This is a genomic window from Pseudomonas spelaei, from assembly GCF_009724245.1.
Taxonomy (GTDB): domain Bacteria; phylum Pseudomonadota; class Gammaproteobacteria; order Pseudomonadales; family Pseudomonadaceae; genus Aquipseudomonas; species Aquipseudomonas spelaei.
On sequence record NZ_WNNK01000004.1, the window covers coordinates 169,677 to 189,874 of the forward strand.

Consider the following 20,198-nt stretch of genomic DNA (forward strand, 5'->3'; position numbering starts at 1 on the left):
GTATCTACACAATTGCTTGGGGACCTGATTTTCTGTAGCCGCTGCCGAGGTACGAGAGCAGCTACAGGGATTTTCGGTGTTCGTTTGATCGTATTTCAGGCAAAAAAAAGGGCCTGGAGAATGGTTCTCCAAGCCCTCAAAAGGTGAGAGGTGTCTAGTCCCTCAACCTGGTGAGCGGTGCAACAGCGCTTAGGCCTTCAAAGGCACCAGACGCGGGGCAATCATGTTTTCCGGGCGCAGGATGTCGTCGAGCATGGCGTCGTCGAGCAAGCCTTCTTCGCGCACCAGTTCCAGCACGCCACGGCCGCTTTCAAGAGCGATACGGGCGATACGGGTGGCGTTTTCATAGCCGATGTACGGGTTCAGCGCGGTGACCAGGCCAATGGAGTGTTCCACCAACTCGCGGCAGCGGGCTTCGTTGGCGGTAATGCCGACGATGCAGTGCTCGCGCAGCATGTCCATGGCCCGTTGCAGCAGGCGGATCGAGTCGAAGATCTTGAAAGCGATCAGCGGTTCCATCACGTTCAGTTGCAATTGGCCGCCTTCGGCAGCAATGGTCAGTGCCAAATCGTTACCGATGATCTGGAACGCGACCTGGTTAACCGCTTCCGGGATCACTGGGTTGACCTTGCCGGGCATGATCGAGCTGCCTGGCTGACGCGCTGGCAGGTTGATTTCGTTGATGCCGGTACGTGGTCCGCTGGACAACAGGCGCAGGTCGTTGCAGATCTTCGACAACTTCACTGCGGTGCGCTTGAGCATGCCGGAGAACAGCACGAAGGCGCCCATGTCGGAGGTCGCTTCAATCAGGTCGGCAGCCGGTACCAGCGGCTGGCCGCTGATGGTGGCCAGGCGCGAAACGGCCAGGGCCTGATAACGCGGGTCGGCGTTGATGCCGGTACCGATGGCGGTGCCACCCAGGTTGACTTCGGTCAGCAGTTCCGGCGCCAGAGTCTTCAGGCGGGCCAAGTCTTCACCCAGGGTGGTGGCGAAGGCGCGGAATTCCTGGCCGAGGGTCATCGGCACGGCGTCTTGCAACTGGGTACGGCCCATTTTCAGGACGTGGTTGAATTCTTCACCCTTGGCGGCGAACGACTGGATCAGGCTGTCGAGGCTGGCCAGCAATGCGTCGTGGCCCAGCAGCAGACCCAGGCGGATCGCGGTCGGGTAGGCGTCGTTGGTCGACTGCGCCATGTTCACGTCGTTGTTCGGGTGCAGGTACTGGTATTCGCCCTTGTTGTGGCCCATGGCCTCCAACGCGATGTTGGCGATGACTTCGTTGGCATTCATGTTGGTTGAAGTGCCAGCGCCGCCTTGAATCATGTCCACCACGAACTCTTCGTGGAAATCGCCGCGGATCAGACGGGCACAGGCTTCGCTGATGGCAGCGTGCTTGGCTTCGCTGAGCTGGCCCAACTCGCGGTTGGCGTCAGCGGCGGCTTGTTTGACCATTGCCAGGCCGACCACCAATTTCGGGTAATGCGAAATCGGAACGCCGGAGAGACGGAAGTTATTCACCGCTCGCAGGGTCTGGATGCCGTAATACGCTTGGGCGGGTACTTCGAGTACGCCAAGCAGGTCTTTTTCTGTGCGGAATGATGCAGCGGAGGACATGACGGAAATCATCTCGATATGGACCCGGAACTGGCCGGAACGCTGCGAATGCTAGGCTTGCAGAAGTTTTAGGGCCAATGCTGTTAAGCACTGGCCTATGCACAAACGGCATAATGTTGGTGTGACCCGATTACCATGGCGGGCGTGTGTGCCAAAATGGTGCATACCCTGGGAGGACCTGATGAACCTTGAAAGCAAATGGCTGGAAGACTTTAGCGCCTTGGCTGCCACCCGCAGCTTCTCCCAGGCGGCGGAGCGGCGCTTCGTCACCCAGCCGGCGTTCAGCCGCAGGATCCGCAGCCTTGAAGCCGCGCTGGGGCTGACGCTGGTCAACCGTTCGCGTACGCCCGTCGAACTGACGGCAGCGGGGCAGTTGTTCCTGGTGACGGCGCGCACCGTGGTCGAACAGCTCGGTGAAGTGCTGCGCCACTTGCATCATCTGGAAGGCGGGCAAGGCGAAGTCATGCAGGTGGCGGCCGCACACTCCTTGGCATTGGGCTTTTTCCCGCGCTGGATCGCCCAACTGCGTAACGAAGGCCTGAACATTGCCACGCGGCTGGTCGCCACCAACGTCGGTGACGCTGTGCATGCACTGCGTGAAGGCGGTTGTGACCTGATGTTGGCATTCTACGACCCGGATGCCGCGATGCAGATGGACCCGGAGATCTTCCCGTCGCTGCACCTGGGCAATACCGAAATGCTCCCGGTGTGCGCCGCGGATGCGCATGGCAAACCGTTGTTCGATCTAGAGGGCGAGGGCAGCGTGCCGCTATTGGCCTATAGCGCCGGGGCGTTTCTTGGGCGTTCGGTGAACCTGCTGTTGCGTCAACGGGCTCTGCGTTTCACCACGGTTTACGAAACGGCGATGGCTGACAGCCTGAAAAGCATGGCCCTGGAAGGCTTGGGAATCGCCTGGGTGCCGCAGTTGAGCGTGCGTGCCGAGTTGGCGCGGGGCGAGCTGGTGGTGTGTGGCGGGCCGCAATGGCATGTGCCGTTGGAGATTCGCTTGTATCGCTGTGCATTGGTGCGCAAGGCGAATGTGCGGTTGTTGTGGCGCAAGTTGGAAGGCGGTGCAGCGCAAAACACCTGAGGGCGACAACAATCAAGTGTGGGAGCTGGCTTGCCTGCGATGCAGACACCTCGGTACATCAGCCTGATTGAGGTGATGCTATCGCAGGCAAGCCAGCTCCCACCTTGATCCAGTTCCCATGATTTATCAGTGGTGTGTTCGCTGACCTCAGGGTCAATAAAACCGCCGGTTTGCCCCGTAAGACAGATGGTCGCCCAAGGGGCTGTTTCTCCGCTGTATTACGGTATACTGCGCGGCCTTCGGCCGGTCCAACCGGCCTTAATTCGTACACCAAGCCACGCCGGATTTCCCGCGTGGCTTGTTGTTTTTTGACGCGCCTGCGGGCGCCCAGAGAGAAGAGGCACGACGATGAGTGCATTGGTTGGCGTGATCATGGGCTCCAAGTCCGATTGGTCCACCCTTAGCCACACCGCCGATATGCTGGAAAAGCTCGGCATTCCCTACGAAGTGAAGGTGGTTTCCGCCCACCGCACGCCGGATTTGCTGTTCCAGTATGCCGATGAAGCTGAGTCCCGTGGCATCGAAGTCATCATCGCCGGTGCCGGTGGTGCGGCGCACTTGCCGGGCATGTGTGCGGCCAAGACCCACCTGCCGGTACTCGGCGTGCCGGTGCAGTCGTCAATGCTCTCGGGCGTGGATTCGCTGTTGTCCATCGTGCAGATGCCCGCCGGTATTCCGGTGGCCACCCTGGCGATTGGCAAGGCCGGCGCGATCAACGCAGCGTTGTTGTCCGCCAGCATCCTGGGCGCCAAGCATCCGCAGTTCCATGCGGTGCTGAAAAAATTTCGTGCTGAGCAGACAGACAGCGTCCTGGACAATCCAGACCCACGCATCGCCTGAGGTTGTTGATTGATGAAAATCGGTGTAATCGGTGGCGGCCAGTTGGGCCGCATGCTGGCTCTGGCGGGTACCCCGCTGGGGATGAACTTCGCTTTCCTGGATCCGGCGCCGGATGCCTGCGCTGCGGCGCTGGGTGAACACCTGCGGGCTGACTACAGCGACCCGGATCACCTGCGCCAACTGGCCGATGAAGTCGACCTGGTGACGTTCGAGTTCGAAAGCGTCCCGGCTGAAACCGTGGCCTTCCTGTCGCAGTTCGTCCCGGTGTACCCGAGCGCCGAAGCCCTGCGCATCGCTCGTGATCGCTGGTTCGAAAAAAGCATGTTCAAGGACCTGGGTATTCCAACGCCCGCGTTCGCCGACATCCAGTCCCAGGCGGACCTGGACGCTGCAGTCGCGGCCATCGGCCTGCCAGCTGTGTTGAAGACCCGCACGTTGGGTTATGACGGCAAGGGCCAGAAAGTCCTGCGTACCGCCGCCGATGTGGTCGGCACTTTCGCCGAGCTGGGCAGCGTCGCTTGCCTGCTGGAAGGCTTCGTGCCATTCACCGGTGAAGTTTCGCTGATCGCCGTACGCGCGCGTGATGGCGAAACCCGTTTCTACCCGTTGGTGCACAACACCCATGACAGCGGCATCCTCAAGTTGTCCGTGGCCAGTACCGATCACCCGCTGCAAGCCCTGGCCGAAGACTATTCCAGCCGGGTGTTGAAGCAGTTGGATTACGTCGGCGTAATGGCGTTCGAGTTCTTTGAAGTCGACGGCGGCCTCAAGGCCAACGAAATCGCTCCGCGTGTGCACAACTCCGGGCACTGGACCACCGAAGGAGCCGAGTGCAGCCAGTTCGAAAACCACCTGCGGGCGGTAGCGGGCTTGCCGTTGGGGTCGACGGCGAAGGTTGGCGAGAGCGCCATGCTCAACTTCATCGGTGTCGTCCCGCCAGTGGAAAAGGTCGTTGCTATCGATGACTGCCATCTGCACCACTACGGCAAGGCCTTCAAGGTCGGGCGCAAGGTCGGCCATGCGAACCTGCGCTGCGCAGATCGCGCGACCCTGGAACAACAGATCCTCAAAGTCGAAGCGCTGATCGCCGAGCAATAACTCAAACGCTGGCGGGAACCATTGGTAACCGCCATCCTCTGATTGCAGGATGCCAAAGTCTGACTAGGCTCTAGCTAAATTCATTCAGAGGGAAATGCCATGGGTATTATTGGAACCATCTTTATCGGCTTGATCGTCGGCCTGCTGGCGCGTTTCCTGAAGCCAGGTGACGACAGCATGGGTTGGATCATGACCATCCTGCTGGGCATCGCCGGCTCCCTGGTGGCCACATATGGTGGCCAGGCGCTGGGTATCTACCAGGCGGGTCAAGGTGCAGGTTTTATCGGCGCGCTGGTAGGTGCCGTGGTCCTGTTGGTGATCTACGGGCTGCTGAAAAAGAAGTAATTTAGCGTTGAGTCCTCTGCGCTGCGCAGGCGCAGAGGGCTAGAATGCTCGTCATTGTTTCCTTGCCGAGCTCCTCCATGCGCCGTCTCTTGTTGACTCTCCTCTTGCTGGGCACTGGCCTGGCCCATGCCGGCGAACTGCCGGAAACCGACTGGCTCGAACTGATGCCCAAGTCGGACCAGAAAGCCCTCGAACAAATGCCGGAAATCGACCACAACTCCCCGGAAGCCCAGGGCACCTTTACTGCAAAGGGTGGTTTGAAGCAGAGCAAGGGGTTGCCGGCGGTGATGTATTCCACCAAGACTGTGGCGGCCATGAACGGCAAGAACATCCGCATTGGTGGCTACCCGGTACCATTGGAGACCGACGCCAAGGGCCGCAGCACGCTGTTCTTCCTGGTGCCTTACCCAGGTGCCTGCATCCACGTGCCGCCACCGCCGCCTAACCAATTGGTGCTGGTGCGGTATCCCAAAGGCTTGAAGCTGGATGACATCTACACGCCGCTGTGGGTGACAGGGACGTTGAAGGTGGAGACGGTCAACAATGACCTGGCTGATGCGGCGTATGCGCTGGATGCAGGGAAAGTGCGGGCGGTGAAGGAGTCTGACCTATAAGAACGGTACATGACTCAGGTGGGAGCTGGCTTGCCTGCGATGCGGGCGACTCGGTGTTTCAGTGATGCCGAGGTGACGCTATCGCAGGCAAGCCAGCTCCCACAGGTGATCGGGTTTTTACAGGGCGATACCGCTGATGCTCACGCCCAAGGTATGGCTTTCACCTGGCGCCAAGCTCACCACATCGCCCAGTACATTCGCCGTCTCGATGCACAGCATGCCCTGCCAGCCATCGTCAGCCATATCGCTGAAGGCCTTGGCACGCTCGGTCCAGGGGTTCCAGATCACCGTCGAGTGTGAGCCGGTGCTGGTGAGCTGGATGCGGCGCTGCCAGTCTTTATCGACAACGTTCAACTGCGCCGGCGTGTCGAGATAGATGCGGTCGGTCTCACCGCTGAAGTGCAGGAGACCGGATTGTTTGTTGGTCTTCCAGTCATCCGCCGTGTCGATGTACTCCAACCCATCGAGGCCTTCGACCTGCACATTGCGCACGTCGCTGACCGCGAAGTAACTGTGCAACGCCTGGCTGAGGGTCACGGTGTCGGTGCCACGGTTATGGCTGGTCAACTGGATATGCAACTGATCGTCCAGCAGGAGGGTCATCTTCAGGTCGACCTGATGGGGCCATTCCGGAAAACCGCCCTGCGGGACCGTGAGTGCAAAGTCCAACTGCAAGGCATTGGCAAGCGGGGCGGTTTTCTCCAGTGTCCAGTCAGCGGTGCGCACGAAACCGTGGGCCCCGGCCGGCTTGTCACTGTGACGCATGGCTTTCACGCTTTGCGGGTTACGGTCAAAAACCCCAAACCACGGCCAGCATATTGGCACGCCGGTGCGGATGCCTTTGCCTGTCTTGAATACCGCGTTGTCGTTGGGCCAGATCAGCGGCTTTTCGCCGGCACGCTGGTAGCTGACAAGGTGGGCGCCTTGTTGGGCGATCACCAATTCGGCTCCTTCGTGGCGGATGCGCCAACAGGTCAGCTCATCCAGTTTCACGATTTCGACGTCAGGCGCAGACATAGGGGCTCTCTCAATCACAGACAATGGGGCTATGGACCGTCAAACCGCCGCGAGGTTTAACGCGCTCGCGACGGAACCGATCGGGTGCGGCCACTGCCATCAATCGCGACGAACACAAATACCGCCTCGGTGACCTTGCGCCATTCACTGGACAGCGGGTCGTCGCTCCACACTTCGACCATCATCTGGATCGAGCTGCGGCCGATTTCCAGGGCCTGGGTGTAGAAGGACAGCTGTGCGCCTACGGCTACCGGCACCAGGAACGCCATGCGGTCAATGGCGACGGTCGCGACGCGGCCACCTGCCACTTTGCTGGCCATGGCCGTGCCCGCGAGGTCCATCTGGGCCACCAGCCAGCCGCCGAAGATATCGCCGAAACCATTGGTTTCACGCGGCAGTGCGGTAATTTGCAGGGCGAGATCGCCTTGCGGGATAGGATCTTCTTGTTCGAGTTCGATCATGCCGGGGGTGCCTCTGACCCGTGACGCTTCATGGGTGTTTCAAGTGGATAGCCGACTGTTGGAAAAACGTTTCAGCACAAACATACTCCGTTTTACACGTTTCTCGTAAGGCGTACTAAAGGGAAACTCTGCCAAACCGGCTGGAACCACCCAACGGCGTTTTGGCACAGCAGCCCCTCAAGGATGCGGGTCTGGCGCTTGCAGTGGCCGAGTATATCGAGCCGTCGGCGCCACGACGACCTCCAGACACTCATTTGGTCGGTAAATAGCGGCTGTATTGCGGCTTTTTCCCGCAACTGTTCTTCTGCGCTGCCGATAGGGCGCAGATCTCGAAAATATTTCACCCCTGGGAACTGTTAACAGCTCAGCGCTGTGCTTTTCCAGGCGATTTGTTATCTTGCCGAACCCGCCGCACGCGTTGCCAGCGTCTGCGGGCTTGCCGTTCTGACTACTAATAAGAGAAGCCTTGCCATGTCCTCCGTGCCCGCAAGCAGCGCGCAACCTTCGCGCCCGCTGACCCGCAACGACTACAAAACCCTGTCGCTGTCTGCCTTGGGCGGGGCGCTGGAGTTCTACGACTTCATCATCTTCGTATTTTTCGCCACGGTAGTCGGAAAGCTGTTTTTCCCCGCCGACATGCCCGAATGGCTGCGCTTGATGCAGACCTTCGGCATTTTCGCCGCCGGTTATCTCGCGCGTCCGCTGGGCGGCATCGTCATGGCGCACTTCGGCGACCTGCTGGGCCGCAAGAAGATGTTCACCCTGAGCATCTTCATGATGGCCGTACCGACCCTGATCATGGGCCTGCTGCCGACCTATGCGCAGATCGGCCTGTGGGCGCCGATCCTGTTGCTGCTGATGCGGGTCATCCAGGGCGCGGCAATTGGGGGTGAGGTACCGGGTGCGTGGGTGTTTGTCTCCGAACATGTGCCGCCTCGGCACATCGGCTATGCCTGCGGCACCCTGACCAGCGGCCTGACCGCCGGGATTTTGCTGGGGTCGCTGGTGGCTACCGCCATCAACACGATCTATAGCCCGGAGCAGGTTTCGGATTACGCCTGGCGTATTCCGTTCCTGCTGGGTGGCGTATTCGGCCTGTTCTCGGTGTACCTGCGCCGCTGGTTGCATGAAACGCCGATCTTCGCCGAGATGCAGCAACGCAAGACACTGGCTGCGGAGCTGCCGTTGCGCGCGGTGCTGCGTGACCACCGTGGCGCCATCGTGCTGTCGATGCTGCTGACCTGGCTGCTCTCCGCTGGCATCGTGGTGGTCATCCTGATGACTCCGACCGTGCTGCAGACCGTCTACCACTTCAGCCCCACCGTGTCGCTGCAGGCCAACAGCCTGGCGATCGTGACCTTGAGCCTCGGTTGCATCGCTTCCGGCGCCCTGGCGGACCGCTTCGGCGCAGGCCGCGTGCTGATCGCCGGTTGTGCGCTGCTGCTGGCAACGTCCTGGACGCTCTACCACAGCCTGCTCGATCACCCGGACTGGCTGTTCCCGCTGTACACCCTGACGGGCCTGTTTGTCGGTGTGGTTGGCGTGGTGCCCTATGTCATGGTCAAGGCCTTCCCGCCGGTGGTGCGGTTTAGCGGGTTGTCGTTTTCCTACAACGTCGCCTACGCCGTGTTTGGCGGCCTGACGCCCTTGGCGGTGTCGCTGCTGATGAAGGAAAGCCCGATGGGGCCCGCGTACTACGTTGCAGTGATCTGCACGATGGGGATGCTGGTGGGTGGCTATTTGTGGAAGCGCGGACGCTAACGGCCTTCGCCTGAAGGCTGCGTCGCCAGGCGCAGCCCGTTAACCATTACAGAGTATTTCCTAGCCCCTGTACCTACCTCTTCACCTCCCGCCTCGCCCCGCATTTCCGGGTATTTCCCCCAAGGGCCAGTGTTCTTCTCGAATACTGGCCTTTCATCTAATTGTCACATTCCGGACATAGAGTGTTCACACGGCCTACCGATACTTGGCCCCGATCCAACTATCCCTATCTGCTAGGAGTAAGGCATGAAACTGAAGCGTTTGATGGCGGCAATGACTTTTGTCGCTGCTGGCGTTGCGACTGCCCACGCGGTGGCCGCTGGTGTTGACCCGGCAATTCCGGCTTACGTGAAGACCACGGGTGTGTCGGGCAACTTGTCCAGCGTTGGTTCCGATACCCTGGCAAACCTGATGACCTTGTGGGCAGAGGGTTACAAAAAGGAATACCCGAACGTCAATATCCAGATTCAGGCTGCGGGCTCCGCCACTGCGCCACCTGCGCTGACTGAAGGCACCTCCAACCTGGGCCCGATGAGCCGCAAGATGAAGGACACCGAACTGGCTGCCTTCGAGCAGAAGTACGGCTACAAGCCAACCGCTATCCCGGTTGCCGTGGATGCCCTGGCCGTGTTCGTGCACAAGGACAACCCGATCCAGCACCTGACCATGGAACAAGTCGACGCGATCTTCTCCTCGACTCGTCTGTGCGGCGCCAAAGCTGAAGTGAAAACCTGGGGTGACCTGGGCGTGACCGGCGACCTGGCCAACAAGCCAGTGCAACTGTTCGGTCGTAACTCGGTATCCGGCACCTACGGCTACTTCAAAGAAGAAGCCCTGTGCAAAGGCGACTACAAGCCAAACGTGAACGAACAACCAGGCTCGGCTTCGGTCGTGCAGTCCATCAGCTCTTCGCTGAACGGCATCGGTTACTCGGGCATCGGCTACAAGACCGCTAGCGTGAAGACCGTGGCCCTGGCCAAGAAAGGCAGCACTGACTTCATCGAAGACAGCGAAGAAAACGCCCTGAACGGCAAATACCCGCTGTCGCGCTTCCTCTACGTTTACGTCAACAAAGCCCCGAACAAGCCTCTGGCTCCGCTGGAAGCTGAGTTCGTGAAGCTGGTCCTGTCCAAACAGGGCCAGGAAGTTGTAGTGAAAGACGGCTATATCCCACTGCCAGCCAAAGTTGCCGCCAAGGCACTGGCTGACCTGGGTCTGAAAGAAGGTGGCAAATAAGCCTCCAGTAAAGCTGCCGTGAGCCTGGGCGTTGTCCAGGTTCACGGCCCAGGTGAGGTCTGCAAGACCTGGACCTCACCCTCAATTTTTCAGTCCGCTGCCAGCTCTGCTACGCGGCGGATTTTTTGCGTCACTGCTTTGTCATCTTTCTGTCATACAGGATCGCTAGGGTGTGCGCATGAATGATCTGGCCAATTCCACCATGACGACGACTTCTCCCCCCAAGCGCATTGATTTCAATACGCCTGAGCTGCAACGCAAGCGCCGCATCCGCGCGCTCAAGGATCGCCTGACCCGTTGGTATGTCCTGATTGGCGGCCTCGCCGTCCTGGGCGCGATCACCTTGATCTTCTTCTTCCTCGCCTACGTGGTTGCGCCGCTGTTCCAGGGTGCCAGCCTGACCAAGGAAGAGGCCCTGAGCCCTGCCTGGATACAGGACGCCGGCAAGCCGCTGATGATCTCCCTGGAAGAGCAGAACCAGGTGGCCATGCGGGTTTCCGACAAGGGCCAGGCGCTGTTCTTTGATGTTGATACGGGAGCTGAGCTTAAGCGCGTCAACCTGCCACTCCCGGCCGGTACCAGCGTCGTTTCCATCGGTGAAGACCAGCCTGGCAGCCCGCTGGTGATCCTCGGCCTGTCCAACGGCCAGTCCCTGGTGTTCCGCCACACCTACAAAGTGTCCTACCCGGACGGCAAGAAGACCATCACACCTGCGGTCGAATATCCTTACGGCGAAACGCCTATCGTCCTCGACGAGCAAGGTCGTCCGCTGGAGCACGTAGCCCTCAACGCCACGGATTCGTCGCTGGTGGTGGCGGGCTCCGCCGGTTCGCACTTGAACGTGCTGTCGGTGAGTCGCGAAGAAAACATGATGACCGGTGAAGTCACCAGCGAGCAGAAGCGCATTGAGCTGCCGCAAATGACTGAGCCGGTCAAAGCCATCTTCGTCGACCCGCGCCAGCAATGGCTGTACGTGATCAACGGTCGCGCTTTGGCCGATGTGTTCAGCCTGCGGGACAACAGCCTCAACGGTCGCTACAAACTGCTGGAAGACGCTGGTGCCGAAGTGACTGCCAGTACCCAACTGGTGGGCGGTATCTCGCTGATCGTTGGTGACTCCAAAGGTGGCCTGGCCCAGTGGTTCATGGCCCGTGACCCGGACGGCGAGCAACGCCTGAAGCAGATCCGCACCTTCCAGATGGGCACCACGCCTGTCATCGAAATCACCGCCGAAGAACGTCGCAAAGGCTTCGTTGCCCTCGACGCTTCCGGCAAGCTCGGCGTGTTCCACAGCACCGCCCACCGCACGCTGCTGGTGGACCCGGTAGTCGACGGCCAGGGTGTGTTCGGTCTGTCGCCACGGGCCAACCGTGTGATCGTCGAAGCGGGCGGCAAGCTGCAACCGCTGCTGCTCGACAACCCGCACCCGGAAGTGTCCTGGAGCGCGTTGTGGAGCAAGGTCTGGTACGAAAACTACGACGAGCCTAAATACGTCTGGCAATCGACCGCCGCCAACACCGACTTCGAACCCAAGATGAGCCTCGCGCCCCTGACCTTCGGTACGCTCAAGGCTGCGTTCTACGCCATGCTGCTGGCCGCACCGCTGGCCGTTGCTGCTGCCATCTACACCGCCTACTTCATGGCGCCGAGCCTGCGCCGTAAGGTCAAGCCGGTGATCGAACTGATGGAAGCGATGCCGACGGTGATTCTCGGCTTCTTCGCCGGCCTGTTCCTGGCGCCGTATGTCGAAGGGCATCTACCGGGGATATTCAGTCTGCTGATGCTGTTGCCGATTGGCATCCTGGTGGCCGGCTTCGTCTTCAGCCGCCTGCCTGAATCCATCCGCCTGCGGGTTCCTGACGGTTGGGAAAGCGCGATCCTGATCCCGGTCATCCTGTTTGTGGGCTGGCTCTCGCTGTACATGAGCCCGTACCTGGAAACCTGGTTCTTCGGCGGCGACATGCGGATGTGGATCTCCCACGACTTAGGGATTACCTACGACCAGCGCAACGCTCTGGTCGTAGGTCTGGCCATGGGTTTTGCGGTAATCCCGAACATCTACTCCATCGCCGAAGACGCCGTGTTCAGCGTGCCACGCGGCCTGACCCTGGGTTCCCTGGCCCTCGGTGCCACACCATGGCAGACCATGACTCGCGTGGTGATCCTGACCGCCAGCCCGGGGATTTTCTCGGCACTGATGATCGGCATGGGTCGTGCGGTCGGCGAAACCATGATCGTGCTGATGGCTACCGGCAACACCCCGGTGATGGAAATGAACCTGTTCGAAGGCCTGCGCACGCTTGCGGCCAACGTTGCGGTGGAAATGCCCGAGTCGGAAGTCGGCGGCAGCCACTACCGCGTGCTGTTCCTCTCGGCGCTGGTGCTGCTGTTGTTCACCTTCATCATGAACACCCTCGCCGAGCTGATTCGTCAGCGTCTGCGCAAGAAATACTCGTCGCTTTAAGAAAGGTAGAAGTCTGTGAAACAGAACTCCCTGAATGGATGGTTCAAGAGCGGCGCCCCCGGCGTCTGGATCAGCGGTGGCGCGGTGTCCATCGCGGTCATCATGACCATTGGTTTGCTGGCCGTGATTGCGGTGCGTGGCCTGGGCCACTTCTGGCCGGCGGACCTGATCCAGGCCAGCTACGACGTACCGGGCCAAGCCAACCATATCGTCATCGGCGAAGTGGTACAGAAAGAAGAAGTGCCCCGTGAGCGCCTGAAAAGTGCTGGCTTGCCGGTGCCGGATCAAGGTCCGGAATTCATGACCCGCGAGCTGATCAAGGTCGGTAACCGCGACTTGAACGGCAATGACTTCACCTGGATCGTCGGTGAGTGGTTGACCAACCAGACCAAGCCTGCAGAGCTGATGACGATCGAGCGTCGTGAGTGGGGTAACTTCTACGGCACCCTGGTCAACGTCAAACAGGACGGCAAGGTGATCGCCGAAGGCGCTGCCGCCTGGCCAGAACTGCAAGCCCGTGTGGACCGCGTCAACAAGCTCGCGGCTCAGCTCAAGACCCTTGAAAAATCCGATATCGGTGCGATCAACGCCGGTTTGGAACGCATCCGCCTGCACGGCCGCAAGCTGGAGCTGGAAGGCAAGCTGGACGCCACCGCACAAGCCGACATGGACAGTGGCCGCGCCGAGCTGAACAACCGCTACAAGGACATCGAAGCACGTTTGTCTGACCTGCACACCCAGTTCAACCGCGACAGCCTGACCGCTCGTGATGCCAACGGTAAAGAGCTGGAGATCAGCATCGGCAAGGTGGTGCACGCCTACCAACCGAACGCCATGGGTTACATGACCAAGGTCGGCTTCTACTTCAGCAAGGTCTGGGAATTCCTCAGCGACGACCCACGGGAAGCCAACACCGAGGGCGGGATCTTCCCGGCGATCTTCGGCACCGTGATGATGACCCTGATCATGGCGATGATCGTGACCCCGTTCGGCGTGCTGGCGGCGGTGTACCTGCGTGAGTACGCCAAGCAGAACACCCTGACCCGGATCATCCGTATCGCGGTGAATAACCTGGCGGGCGTCCCGGCCATCGTTTACGGCGTGTTTGGCCTGGGTTTCTTCGTCTACGTGCTGGGTGGTTCGGTGGACCGCTTGTTCTTCTCCGAAGCCTTGCCGGCACCGACCTTCGGCACTCCGGGTCTGCTCTGGGCGTCCCTGACCCTGGCGTTGCTGGCCGTACCGGTGGTGATCGTGGCTACTGAAGAAGGCCTGGCACGGATTCCTCGTACCGTGCGTGAAGGCTCCCTGGCACTGGGCGCGACCAAGGCGGAAACGCTGTGGAAGATCGTCCTGCCGATGGCCAGCCCGGCGATGATGACCGGCATGATCCTCGCCGTGGCCCGCGCCGCTGGTGAAGTGGCGCCGCTGATGCTGGTGGGTGTGGTGAAACTGGCGCCGTCGCTGCCAGTGGACGGCAACTACCCGTACCTGCACCTGGACCAGAAGATCATGCACCTGGGCTTCCATATTTATGACGTCGGCTTCCAGAGCCCTAACGTCGAAGCCGCACGGCCGCTGGTGTACGCCACCGCGCTGTTGCTGGTGCTGGTGATCGCCACGCTCAACCTGTCGGCGGTGTGGATTCGTAACCACCTGCGCGAGAAGTACAAGGCGCTGGATAGCTGATTTTTATGTGGACGCGGACAAATGTGGGAGCTGGCTTGCCTGCGATGGCATCACCGCGTTGTTACTGAAACACCGCGCCGCCCGCATCGCAGGCAAGCCAGCTCCCACAGGGATCGGCGTTAGACACGGATTTTGAGTAAGCCGCCCCGGCGGTTCAACGAAACGAATTGGTAGCACAGGGAGCATCCCATGCAACACGAAACCCACACCCACGGCATCAACATGTCTGCCCTGGGTCGCGACAAGCAGAGCCTGAGCCTGGCCCAGGAAACCGTGGCCATCGAAGTCCCGGGCCTGAGCCTGTTCTACGGTGACAAGCAGGCGCTGTACGACGTCAGCATGAACATTCCCAAGCAGCGTGTGACCGCCTTCATTGGCCCGTCCGGCTGTGGTAAGTCCACGCTGCTGCGCACCTTCAACCGGATGAACGATCTGGTGGACGGCTGCCGTGTGGAAGGCGCGATCAACCTCTACGGCACCAACATCTACCGCAAGGGCGAAGACGTGGCCGAGCTGCGTCGCCGGGTCGGCATGGTGTTCCAGAAGCCCAACCCGTTTCCCAAGACCATCTACGAAAACGTGGTTTATGGCTTGCGCATACAGGGCATCAACAAGAAGCGCATCCTCGACGAGGCCGTGGAGTGGGCACTCAAGGGCGCGGCGTTGTGGGATGAGGTCAAGGACCGCCTGCACGAGTCGGCACTGGGTCTGTCCGGCGGCCAGCAGCAACGTCTGGTGATTGCTCGCACCATCGCTGTGGAGCCGGAAGTGCTCTTGCTCGATGAACCCTGCTCGGCACTCGACCCGATCTCTACCCTGAAAGTCGAAGAGCTGATCTACGAGCTGAAATCCAAGTTCACCATCGTCATCGTGACCCACAACATGCAACAGGCCGCGCGGGTCTCCGACTACACCGCGTTCATGTACATGGGCAAGCTGGTGGAGTTCGGCGATACCGATACCCTGTTCACTAATCCGGCGAAGAAGCAGACTGAAGACTACATCACTGGTCGTTACGGCTAGGGGCTGTGGTTTCACTGAACTGATGCTGCGGTCGACCGCACCTTACCGGACGCTCCAAGGACGCCAACATGATTAGCAAAGAAGGTCTTACCCATCACATCTCCGCGCAGTTCAACGCCGAGCTTGAGGAAGTGCGCAGCCACCTCCTGGCCATGGGCGGGCTGGTGGAGAAGCAAGTCAACGACGCCGTCACGGCGCTGATTGAGGCCGACTCCGGCCTGGCCCAGCAGGTGCGCGAGATCGATGACCAGATCAATCAGATGGAACGCAATATCGACGAGGAATGCCTGCGCATCCTCGCTCGTCGGCAACCGGCCGCGTCTGACCTGCGTTTGATCATTAGCATCTCCAAGTCGGTGATCGACCTGGAGCGCATTGGCGACGAAGCCACCAAAATTGCCCGCCGCGCCATCCTGCTGTGCGAAGAGGGCGAAGCGCCGCGCGGTTACGTTGAAGTGCGCCACATCGGTGACCAGGTGCGCAACATGGTCCGCGATGCTCTGGACGCGTTTGCTCGCTTCGACGCCGAGCTGGCGTTGTCGGTAGCCCAGTACGACAAGGTCATCGACCGCGAATACAAGACCGCCCTGCGGGAACTGGCGACTTACATGATGGAAGACCCGCGCTCGATCTCGCGGGTGTTGAACATCATCTGGGTCCTGCGTTCCCTGGAGCGTATTGGCGACCACGCCCGCAACATCTCCGAGTTGGTGATCTACCTGGTGCGCGGTACCGATGTACGCCACATGGGCCTCAAGCGCATGAAGGCCGAAGTGGAAGGCACCGTTGATCAAATCTCTAATGTTCCGGGTGAATCTGACGATAAGTAAGATTGCCCGAGAAATAAACGCCCGGCCTCAGGCCGGGCGTTTTCGTTTGTGGCGTATGAGTTTTGCGCCGCGGACACCAGTAGAGTCCCGGCGTGACTGAAGAGTTTTGGCGAAATGCCATCAGCGAAGCGTTATGCTTGCCGGGGTTTTTAAAGGATGAAGGGTCGATGAGTAAAGTCAGTGTGTTGGTGGTGGATGACGCCTCGTTTATTCGCGATCTGGTGAAGAAGTGCCTGCGCAATTACTTCCCTGGCATCAAGATCGAAGATGCGGTGAACGGCAAAAAGGCCCAGGCCATCCTGATGCGCGAAACCTTTGACATGGTGCTGTGTGACTGGGAAATGCCGGAAATGTCCGGCCTGGAACTGTTGACCTGGTGCCGTGAGCAGCCTCATCTCAAGGCCATGCCGTTTGTCATGGTCACCAGCCGTGGCGACAAGGAAAACGTGGTTCAGGCGATCCAGGCCGGGGTCTCCGGCTACGTCAGCAAACCCTTCACCAACGAGCAGTTGCTGAACAAGGTCAAGCAGGCCCTGCACAAGATCGGCCGCCTGGACGCGCTGATCGCCAGCGCTCCGACCAAAATGAACTCGGCTTTCGGCAACGACTCGCTGAGCGCCTTGACCGGCGGCAAACCCGAAGCGGTCAAGCCTGCTCCCGTCGCGGTTCCCAGCAAAGGCCTGCTCAATAGCCCACCTGTGCAGGCACCCGCTGCAGCATCGCCTGCCAGCGGTCGTGGCCAGGGTCAGTTGCGCCTGTCCAGTGGCACCCAGCAGTGTGTGATCAAGGCCCTGAGCATCAAGGAAGCGCTGCTGGTGGTGCGCCGAGGTGAAGTCCTGCCTCAGGTGCTGGAAAGCGCTGTACTCGATCTTGAACAAGGCGAGAATGCCGAAACCGCGCGTCTCAACGGCTACCTGCACGCCATCGTCGCCTACGAACCCAAGCCTGATAGCGACTGGCTGCAACTGACCTTCCGTTTTATCGATCAGGATGCGCAGAAGCTGGATTACATCTCGCGGCTGATTGCGCGTGGGACGGCCCAGAAGCATTTTGTGCCGGGCGCCTGATCTCCCTGCCAATGCCGTAAATCGACCAGTTGTCTGATTCTCGGTCTCTGGCTTGATTTATATTGGTTTGGATATAGTCTTTCGATAGTGCGTTGGCGCTACTGAGTGTTCGCTACGCCTTGAAACACACCGCCACTGCCTTTGGCTGAATCGTCTATTACGCTTTTCCTTTCCAGAAAAGGAGAAGTGGATGCCAAGGCACAAGGACGTGGTGTTTGTGGGAAGCTCGCTCAAGGATCTCAAGTCGTTCCCGCTCGATGCGCGAAGAGCTGCCGGTTTTCAATTGGATCTCTTACAACAGGGCGAGCAGCCTTTTGACTGTAAGCCGATGAAAACCATCGGGCGGGGTGTCCATGAGATCAGGGTTTTCGACGAGTCAGGAGCGTTTCGGGTGTTTTATGTGGTCAACCGGCCTGAAGCCATTTACGTGCTGCATGCGTTGCGCAAAGCCACACAAAAAACCGAAACGCGGGATATCGAACTGGCTCGCGCCAGACTGCAGGAGTTAGGTTAAGCCCATGACAGACCAAAAGTTTCAAACCGAGCGTTTCAGTAGCGTCTGGGACGCCCTGGAAGACACTCCCCAGCAAGCGGCGAACATGCGTTTGCGCTCCAAGCTGCTCTTGGAACTCTGCAAAACCATTCGCAGTTGGGAGCTCTCCCAGAAAGACGCGGCCCAGCGGCTTCATATCAGTCAGCCTCGCCTCAATGACGTGCTGAACGGCAAGATCGACAAGTTCTCACTGGATGCCTTGGTCAACCTTTCTGCTGCGGCCCACATGGACGTGGATATTTGTTTCGCGCCGCTGCCGGCCTAAAGCCCACACTGCATTGTCATGATCCCTTGCTAGCCTGCCATTCAGTCGTTCCTGGCAGGCTTAGCTCATGTTCGTGCGCGCGCTACTTTTCTGTGGAGTATTTACGGTCGCTACCTCGGCAACGGCCATGACCCTCTACAAATCCGTCGACGCTGACGGCGTCGTTGTCTTCAGCGACCGGCACACGCCGGGGGCGCAGGCGTTTGTGTTTCAGGATCGGGTCGTCGAACAGGTGAAGCGTCAGGTGCGCGATATTCAGCAGCCAAAAAACCCTGTCGGTGTGGTCAAAATCTATCGCTATCCCTTTCCCTGGCGCGGTGGACCGTTCCGTCTGACCCAGGGACCAAACGGCACCTTCAGCCACACTGACCTCAAAAGCCGCTACGCCATGGACATCGCCATGCCTGAAGGTACGCCAATCATTGCCGCGCGCGGTGGGGTGGTGGTGAAAACCGAGAATAACCAGGCCGGACGCGGAAGCGACCCGTCGGGCAATTTCGTGCGGGTGCAGCATGATGACGGCACCCAGGGCGTGTACCTGCACCTCAAGCAAGGCTCGGTCAGCGTCAGGCAAGGGCAGCGCGTGGTGGTGGGCAGCCCGCTGGCGCTGTCGGGCAATACCGGCAACAGCAGCGGGCCGCATCTGCATTTTGTGGTGCAGCGCGCTACGGAATTGGGGCTGGCGTCGATTCCCTACGAATTCAATCAACCGGTAGGGGCGTTGCCCAACTTTGCGTTGGGCAACTGACGGGTCAGTCGAGCATCATCACCTTGGCCAGCACGATCTTCGGGCCCTTCATCTTCTTGATGATGATGCGCAGGCCTTCAACTTCCAGCACTTCTTCCTCTTCAGGCACCCGTTTCAGGGTTTCGTAGATCAGGCCGGCGAGGGTTTCGGCTTCGATGTGGTCCAGGTCGATGCCCAGCAGGCGTTCGACTTTGAACAGAGGCGTATCGCCGCGCACCAGCAACTTGCCAGGTTGGTAGGCGAGGATGCCGCGCTCGGCCTTGCGGTGTTCGTCCTGGATGTCTCCCACCAGTACTTCCAGCACATCCTCCATGGTCAGGTAGCCGATGACCTTGCCGTCTGCTTCCTCCACCAGGGCGAAATGTGCACCACCTTTGCGGAACTGTTCCAGCAGTTGCGACAACGGCATGTGCCGGGACACGCGCTCCAGTGGGCGGGTCAACTCGGCCAGGTTGAACGACTCGGGAATGTGGTCCAGGGCCGCCAGTTCCAGCAGCAGGTCCTTGATGTGCAGCAGGCCGACAAACTCGTTGCGCACGGCGTCATACACCGGGTAACGGCTGAATTTATGGCGGCGGAACAGCGCGAGGATTTCCTTGAGCGGGGCGTTGAAGTCCAGGGTCACCAGGTCTTCCCGGGAGTTGGCCCAGTCCACCACTTCCAGCTCGCCCATTTCCACGGCGGAGGCAAGCACGCGCATGCCTTGGTCGCTCGGGTCCTGGCCACGGCTGGAGTGCAGGATCAGTTTCAGTTCTTCGCGGCTGTAATGGTGTTCATGGTGTGGGCCAGGCTCGCCTTGGCCGGCGATACGCAAAATGGCGTTGGCGCTGGCGTTGAGCAGGTAGATCGCCGGGTACATTGCCCAGTAGAACAGGTACAGCGGCACGGCGGTCCACAGCGACAGCAACTCGGGTTTGCGAATCGCCCAGGATTTGGGCGCCAGTTCACCGACCACGATGTGCAGGTAGGAAATCACGAAGAAGGCGGCAAAGAACGACACGCCCCTGATCACTTCCACCGATTCGACGCCAATGGCGCCCAGCAGCGGCTCCAGGATATGCGCAAAGGCCGGCTCACCCACCCAACCCAGGCCCAGGGAGGCGAGGGTGATACCCAGCTGGCAGGCCGACAGGTAGGCGTCGAGCTGACTGTGCACGGTGCGCAGGATCTGTCCGCGCCAACCGTTCTTGTGGGCGATGCTCTCGACCCGCGTGGCGCGCAGTTTGACCATGGCAAATTCCGCCGCAACGAAGAATCCGTTGAGCAGTACCAGGATCAGTGCAAAAAGAATCATGCCGAAGTCGGCGAAGAGTGTCGCGAGGGTGATACCAGGGGAAGGGTCCATGATGGGGTTTTGCGGGTTCCGTGTATTCAAAAAGGATTAGCAGGCGGGCCTGAAGGGCAGGCGCAAGTCAGCCAATGTAGCGGCTGATGGGGCGCTTGCCTAGTAGCGGCTGCCGGGCGGAGCCTGGAAACTGCTGCCTGG

Annotated in this window: 19 protein-coding genes; 15 read left to right on the forward strand and 4 right to left on the reverse strand. The window is 60.0% G+C overall.

The features are described from left to right. Nucleotides 1-189 precede the first annotated feature (189 nt). Entirely contained in the window at nt 190-1,614 is a 1,425-nt protein-coding gene (gene aspA / locus GNF76_RS06680) for an aspartate ammonia-lyase (RefSeq protein ID WP_155582388.1), read from the reverse strand. A 181-nt stretch (nt 1,615-1,795) separates the two neighbouring features. Between aspA and GNF76_RS06685 the strand changes: the two genes are divergently transcribed. The 5 genes from GNF76_RS06685 to GNF76_RS06705 all read left to right on the forward strand — a co-directional run bounded on the left by GNF76_RS06685 (nt 1,796) and on the right by GNF76_RS06705 (nt 5,601). After that, nucleotides 1,796-2,704 carry a LysR substrate-binding domain-containing protein gene (locus GNF76_RS06685; RefSeq protein ID WP_155582389.1) on the forward strand — a complete coding sequence of 303 codons (909 nt, stop codon included), beginning with the start codon at nt 1,796-1,798 and terminating at the stop codon, nt 2,702-2,704. Between the two features lie 348 nt (nt 2,705-3,052). Beyond that, nucleotides 3,053-3,544, forward strand: coding sequence for a 5-(carboxyamino)imidazole ribonucleotide mutase (gene purE / locus GNF76_RS06690; RefSeq protein ID WP_003195648.1), 492 nt, complete (start codon nt 3,053-3,055; stop codon nt 3,542-3,544). Between the two features lie 12 nt (nt 3,545-3,556). Then, complete coding sequence (locus tag GNF76_RS06695) at nt 3,557-4,642, forward strand: 5-(carboxyamino)imidazole ribonucleotide synthase (RefSeq protein WP_155582390.1); 1,086 nt, start codon at nt 3,557-3,559, stop codon at nt 4,640-4,642. Nucleotides 4,643-4,741: 99 nt separating this feature from the next. Further along, nucleotides 4,742-4,987: a GlsB/YeaQ/YmgE family stress response membrane protein gene (locus GNF76_RS06700; RefSeq protein WP_003213408.1), complete on the forward strand. Its 246-nt coding sequence runs from the start codon at nt 4,742-4,744 to the stop codon at nt 4,985-4,987. Nucleotides 4,988-5,064: 77 nt separating this feature from the next. Continuing rightward, entirely contained in the window at nt 5,065-5,601 is a 537-nt protein-coding gene (locus GNF76_RS06705) for a DUF3299 domain-containing protein (protein WP_155582391.1), read from the forward strand. Nucleotides 5,602-5,718: 117 nt separating this feature from the next. Here GNF76_RS06705 and GNF76_RS06710 read toward each other — a convergent pair whose 3' ends face one another. After that, on the reverse strand, nt 5,719-6,618 hold the full coding sequence (locus GNF76_RS06710) for a D-hexose-6-phosphate mutarotase (RefSeq protein ID WP_155582392.1): 900 nt from the start codon (nt 6,616-6,618) through the stop codon (nt 5,719-5,721). A gap of 56 nt (nt 6,619-6,674) precedes the next feature. Next, a complete protein-coding gene (locus GNF76_RS06715; protein ID WP_003176975.1) occupies nt 6,675-7,079 on the reverse strand; it encodes an acyl-CoA thioesterase in 405 nt (134 codons plus the stop codon). Nucleotides 7,080-7,550: 471 nt separating this feature from the next. On the opposite strand from GNF76_RS06715, the gene GNF76_RS06720 reads away from it, so the two are divergent. The 10 genes from GNF76_RS06720 to GNF76_RS06765 all read left to right on the forward strand — a co-directional run bounded on the left by GNF76_RS06720 (nt 7,551) and on the right by GNF76_RS06765 (nt 18,712). Further along, nucleotides 7,551-8,840 carry an MFS transporter gene (locus GNF76_RS06720; protein ID WP_155582393.1) on the forward strand — a complete coding sequence of 430 codons (1,290 nt, stop codon included), beginning with the start codon at nt 7,551-7,553 and terminating at the stop codon, nt 8,838-8,840. 246 nt (nt 8,841-9,086) lie between these two features. Continuing rightward, the gene (locus tag GNF76_RS06725) at nt 9,087-10,076 is read left to right on the forward strand and encodes a phosphate ABC transporter substrate-binding protein PstS (RefSeq protein WP_155582394.1); all 990 of its coding nucleotides are present in this window, start codon (nt 9,087-9,089) and stop codon (nt 10,074-10,076) included. Between the two features lie 430 nt (nt 10,077-10,506). Continuing rightward, nucleotides 10,507-12,540 carry an ABC transporter permease subunit gene (locus GNF76_RS06730; protein WP_178123220.1) on the forward strand — a complete coding sequence of 678 codons (2,034 nt, stop codon included), beginning with the start codon at nt 10,507-10,509 and terminating at the stop codon, nt 12,538-12,540. A gap of 15 nt (nt 12,541-12,555) precedes the next feature. Then, nucleotides 12,556-14,226, forward strand: a complete 1,671-nt coding sequence (pstA, locus tag GNF76_RS06735) for a phosphate ABC transporter permease PstA (RefSeq protein WP_178123208.1) — start codon at nt 12,556-12,558, stop codon at nt 14,224-14,226. 189 nt (nt 14,227-14,415) lie between these two features. Further along, entirely contained in the window at nt 14,416-15,249 is an 834-nt protein-coding gene (gene pstB, locus GNF76_RS06740) for a phosphate ABC transporter ATP-binding protein PstB (protein WP_155582396.1), read from the forward strand. A gap of 68 nt (nt 15,250-15,317) precedes the next feature. Then, nucleotides 15,318-16,079: a phosphate signaling complex protein PhoU gene (gene phoU, locus GNF76_RS06745; protein ID WP_155582397.1), complete on the forward strand. Its 762-nt coding sequence runs from the start codon at nt 15,318-15,320 to the stop codon at nt 16,077-16,079. Between the two features lie 167 nt (nt 16,080-16,246). Further along, complete coding sequence (locus GNF76_RS06750; protein ID WP_155582398.1) at nt 16,247-17,146, forward strand: response regulator; 900 nt, start codon at nt 16,247-16,249, stop codon at nt 17,144-17,146. A gap of 190 nt (nt 17,147-17,336) precedes the next feature. After that, complete coding sequence (locus GNF76_RS06755; RefSeq protein WP_155582399.1) at nt 17,337-17,660, forward strand: type II toxin-antitoxin system RelE/ParE family toxin; 324 nt, start codon at nt 17,337-17,339, stop codon at nt 17,658-17,660. A gap of 4 nt (nt 17,661-17,664) precedes the next feature. Further along, nucleotides 17,665-17,964, forward strand: coding sequence for a helix-turn-helix domain-containing protein (locus GNF76_RS06760; protein ID WP_155582400.1), 300 nt, complete (start codon nt 17,665-17,667; stop codon nt 17,962-17,964). Between the two features lie 67 nt (nt 17,965-18,031). After that, nucleotides 18,032-18,712, forward strand: coding sequence for a M23 family metallopeptidase (locus GNF76_RS06765; protein WP_155582401.1), 681 nt, complete (start codon nt 18,032-18,034; stop codon nt 18,710-18,712). Nucleotides 18,713-18,716: 4 nt separating this feature from the next. Here the strand turns inward: GNF76_RS06765 and GNF76_RS06770 are convergent, their stop codons facing one another. Continuing rightward, nucleotides 18,717-20,057, reverse strand: coding sequence for a hemolysin family protein (locus tag GNF76_RS06770; protein WP_155582402.1), 1,341 nt, complete (start codon nt 20,055-20,057; stop codon nt 18,717-18,719). Between the last annotated feature and the right edge of the window lie 141 nt (nt 20,058-20,198).

What these genes read in the sequence shown, in the direction of transcription:
- aspA (WP_155582388.1), bottom strand. Translation starts at nt 1,614, where the DNA reads ATGTCCTCCGCTGCATCATTCCGCACAGAAAAAGACCTGCTTGGCGTA.
- GNF76_RS06685 (WP_155582389.1), top strand. Translation starts at nt 1,796, where the DNA reads ATGAACCTTGAAAGCAAATGGCTGGAAGACTTTAGCGCCTTGGCTGCC.
- purE (WP_003195648.1), top strand. Translation starts at nt 3,053, where the DNA reads ATGAGTGCATTGGTTGGCGTGATCATGGGCTCCAAGTCCGATTGGTCC.
- GNF76_RS06695 (WP_155582390.1), top strand. Translation starts at nt 3,557, where the DNA reads ATGAAAATCGGTGTAATCGGTGGCGGCCAGTTGGGCCGCATGCTGGCT.
- GNF76_RS06700 (WP_003213408.1), top strand. Translation starts at nt 4,742, where the DNA reads ATGGGTATTATTGGAACCATCTTTATCGGCTTGATCGTCGGCCTGCTG.
- GNF76_RS06705 (WP_155582391.1), top strand. Translation starts at nt 5,065, where the DNA reads ATGCGCCGTCTCTTGTTGACTCTCCTCTTGCTGGGCACTGGCCTGGCC.
- GNF76_RS06710 (WP_155582392.1), bottom strand. Translation starts at nt 6,618, where the DNA reads ATGTCTGCGCCTGACGTCGAAATCGTGAAACTGGATGAGCTGACCTGT.
- GNF76_RS06715 (WP_003176975.1), bottom strand. Translation starts at nt 7,079, where the DNA reads ATGATCGAACTCGAACAAGAAGATCCTATCCCGCAAGGCGATCTCGCC.
- GNF76_RS06720 (WP_155582393.1), top strand. Translation starts at nt 7,551, where the DNA reads ATGTCCTCCGTGCCCGCAAGCAGCGCGCAACCTTCGCGCCCGCTGACC.
- GNF76_RS06725 (WP_155582394.1), top strand. Translation starts at nt 9,087, where the DNA reads ATGAAACTGAAGCGTTTGATGGCGGCAATGACTTTTGTCGCTGCTGGC.
- pstB (WP_155582396.1), top strand. Translation starts at nt 14,416, where the DNA reads ATGCAACACGAAACCCACACCCACGGCATCAACATGTCTGCCCTGGGT.
- phoU (WP_155582397.1), top strand. Translation starts at nt 15,318, where the DNA reads ATGATTAGCAAAGAAGGTCTTACCCATCACATCTCCGCGCAGTTCAAC.
- GNF76_RS06750 (WP_155582398.1), top strand. Translation starts at nt 16,247, where the DNA reads ATGAGTAAAGTCAGTGTGTTGGTGGTGGATGACGCCTCGTTTATTCGC.
- GNF76_RS06755 (WP_155582399.1), top strand. Translation starts at nt 17,337, where the DNA reads ATGCCAAGGCACAAGGACGTGGTGTTTGTGGGAAGCTCGCTCAAGGAT.
- GNF76_RS06760 (WP_155582400.1), top strand. Translation starts at nt 17,665, where the DNA reads ATGACAGACCAAAAGTTTCAAACCGAGCGTTTCAGTAGCGTCTGGGAC.
- GNF76_RS06765 (WP_155582401.1), top strand. Translation starts at nt 18,032, where the DNA reads ATGTTCGTGCGCGCGCTACTTTTCTGTGGAGTATTTACGGTCGCTACC.
- GNF76_RS06770 (WP_155582402.1), bottom strand. Translation starts at nt 20,057, where the DNA reads ATGGACCCTTCCCCTGGTATCACCCTCGCGACACTCTTCGCCGACTTC.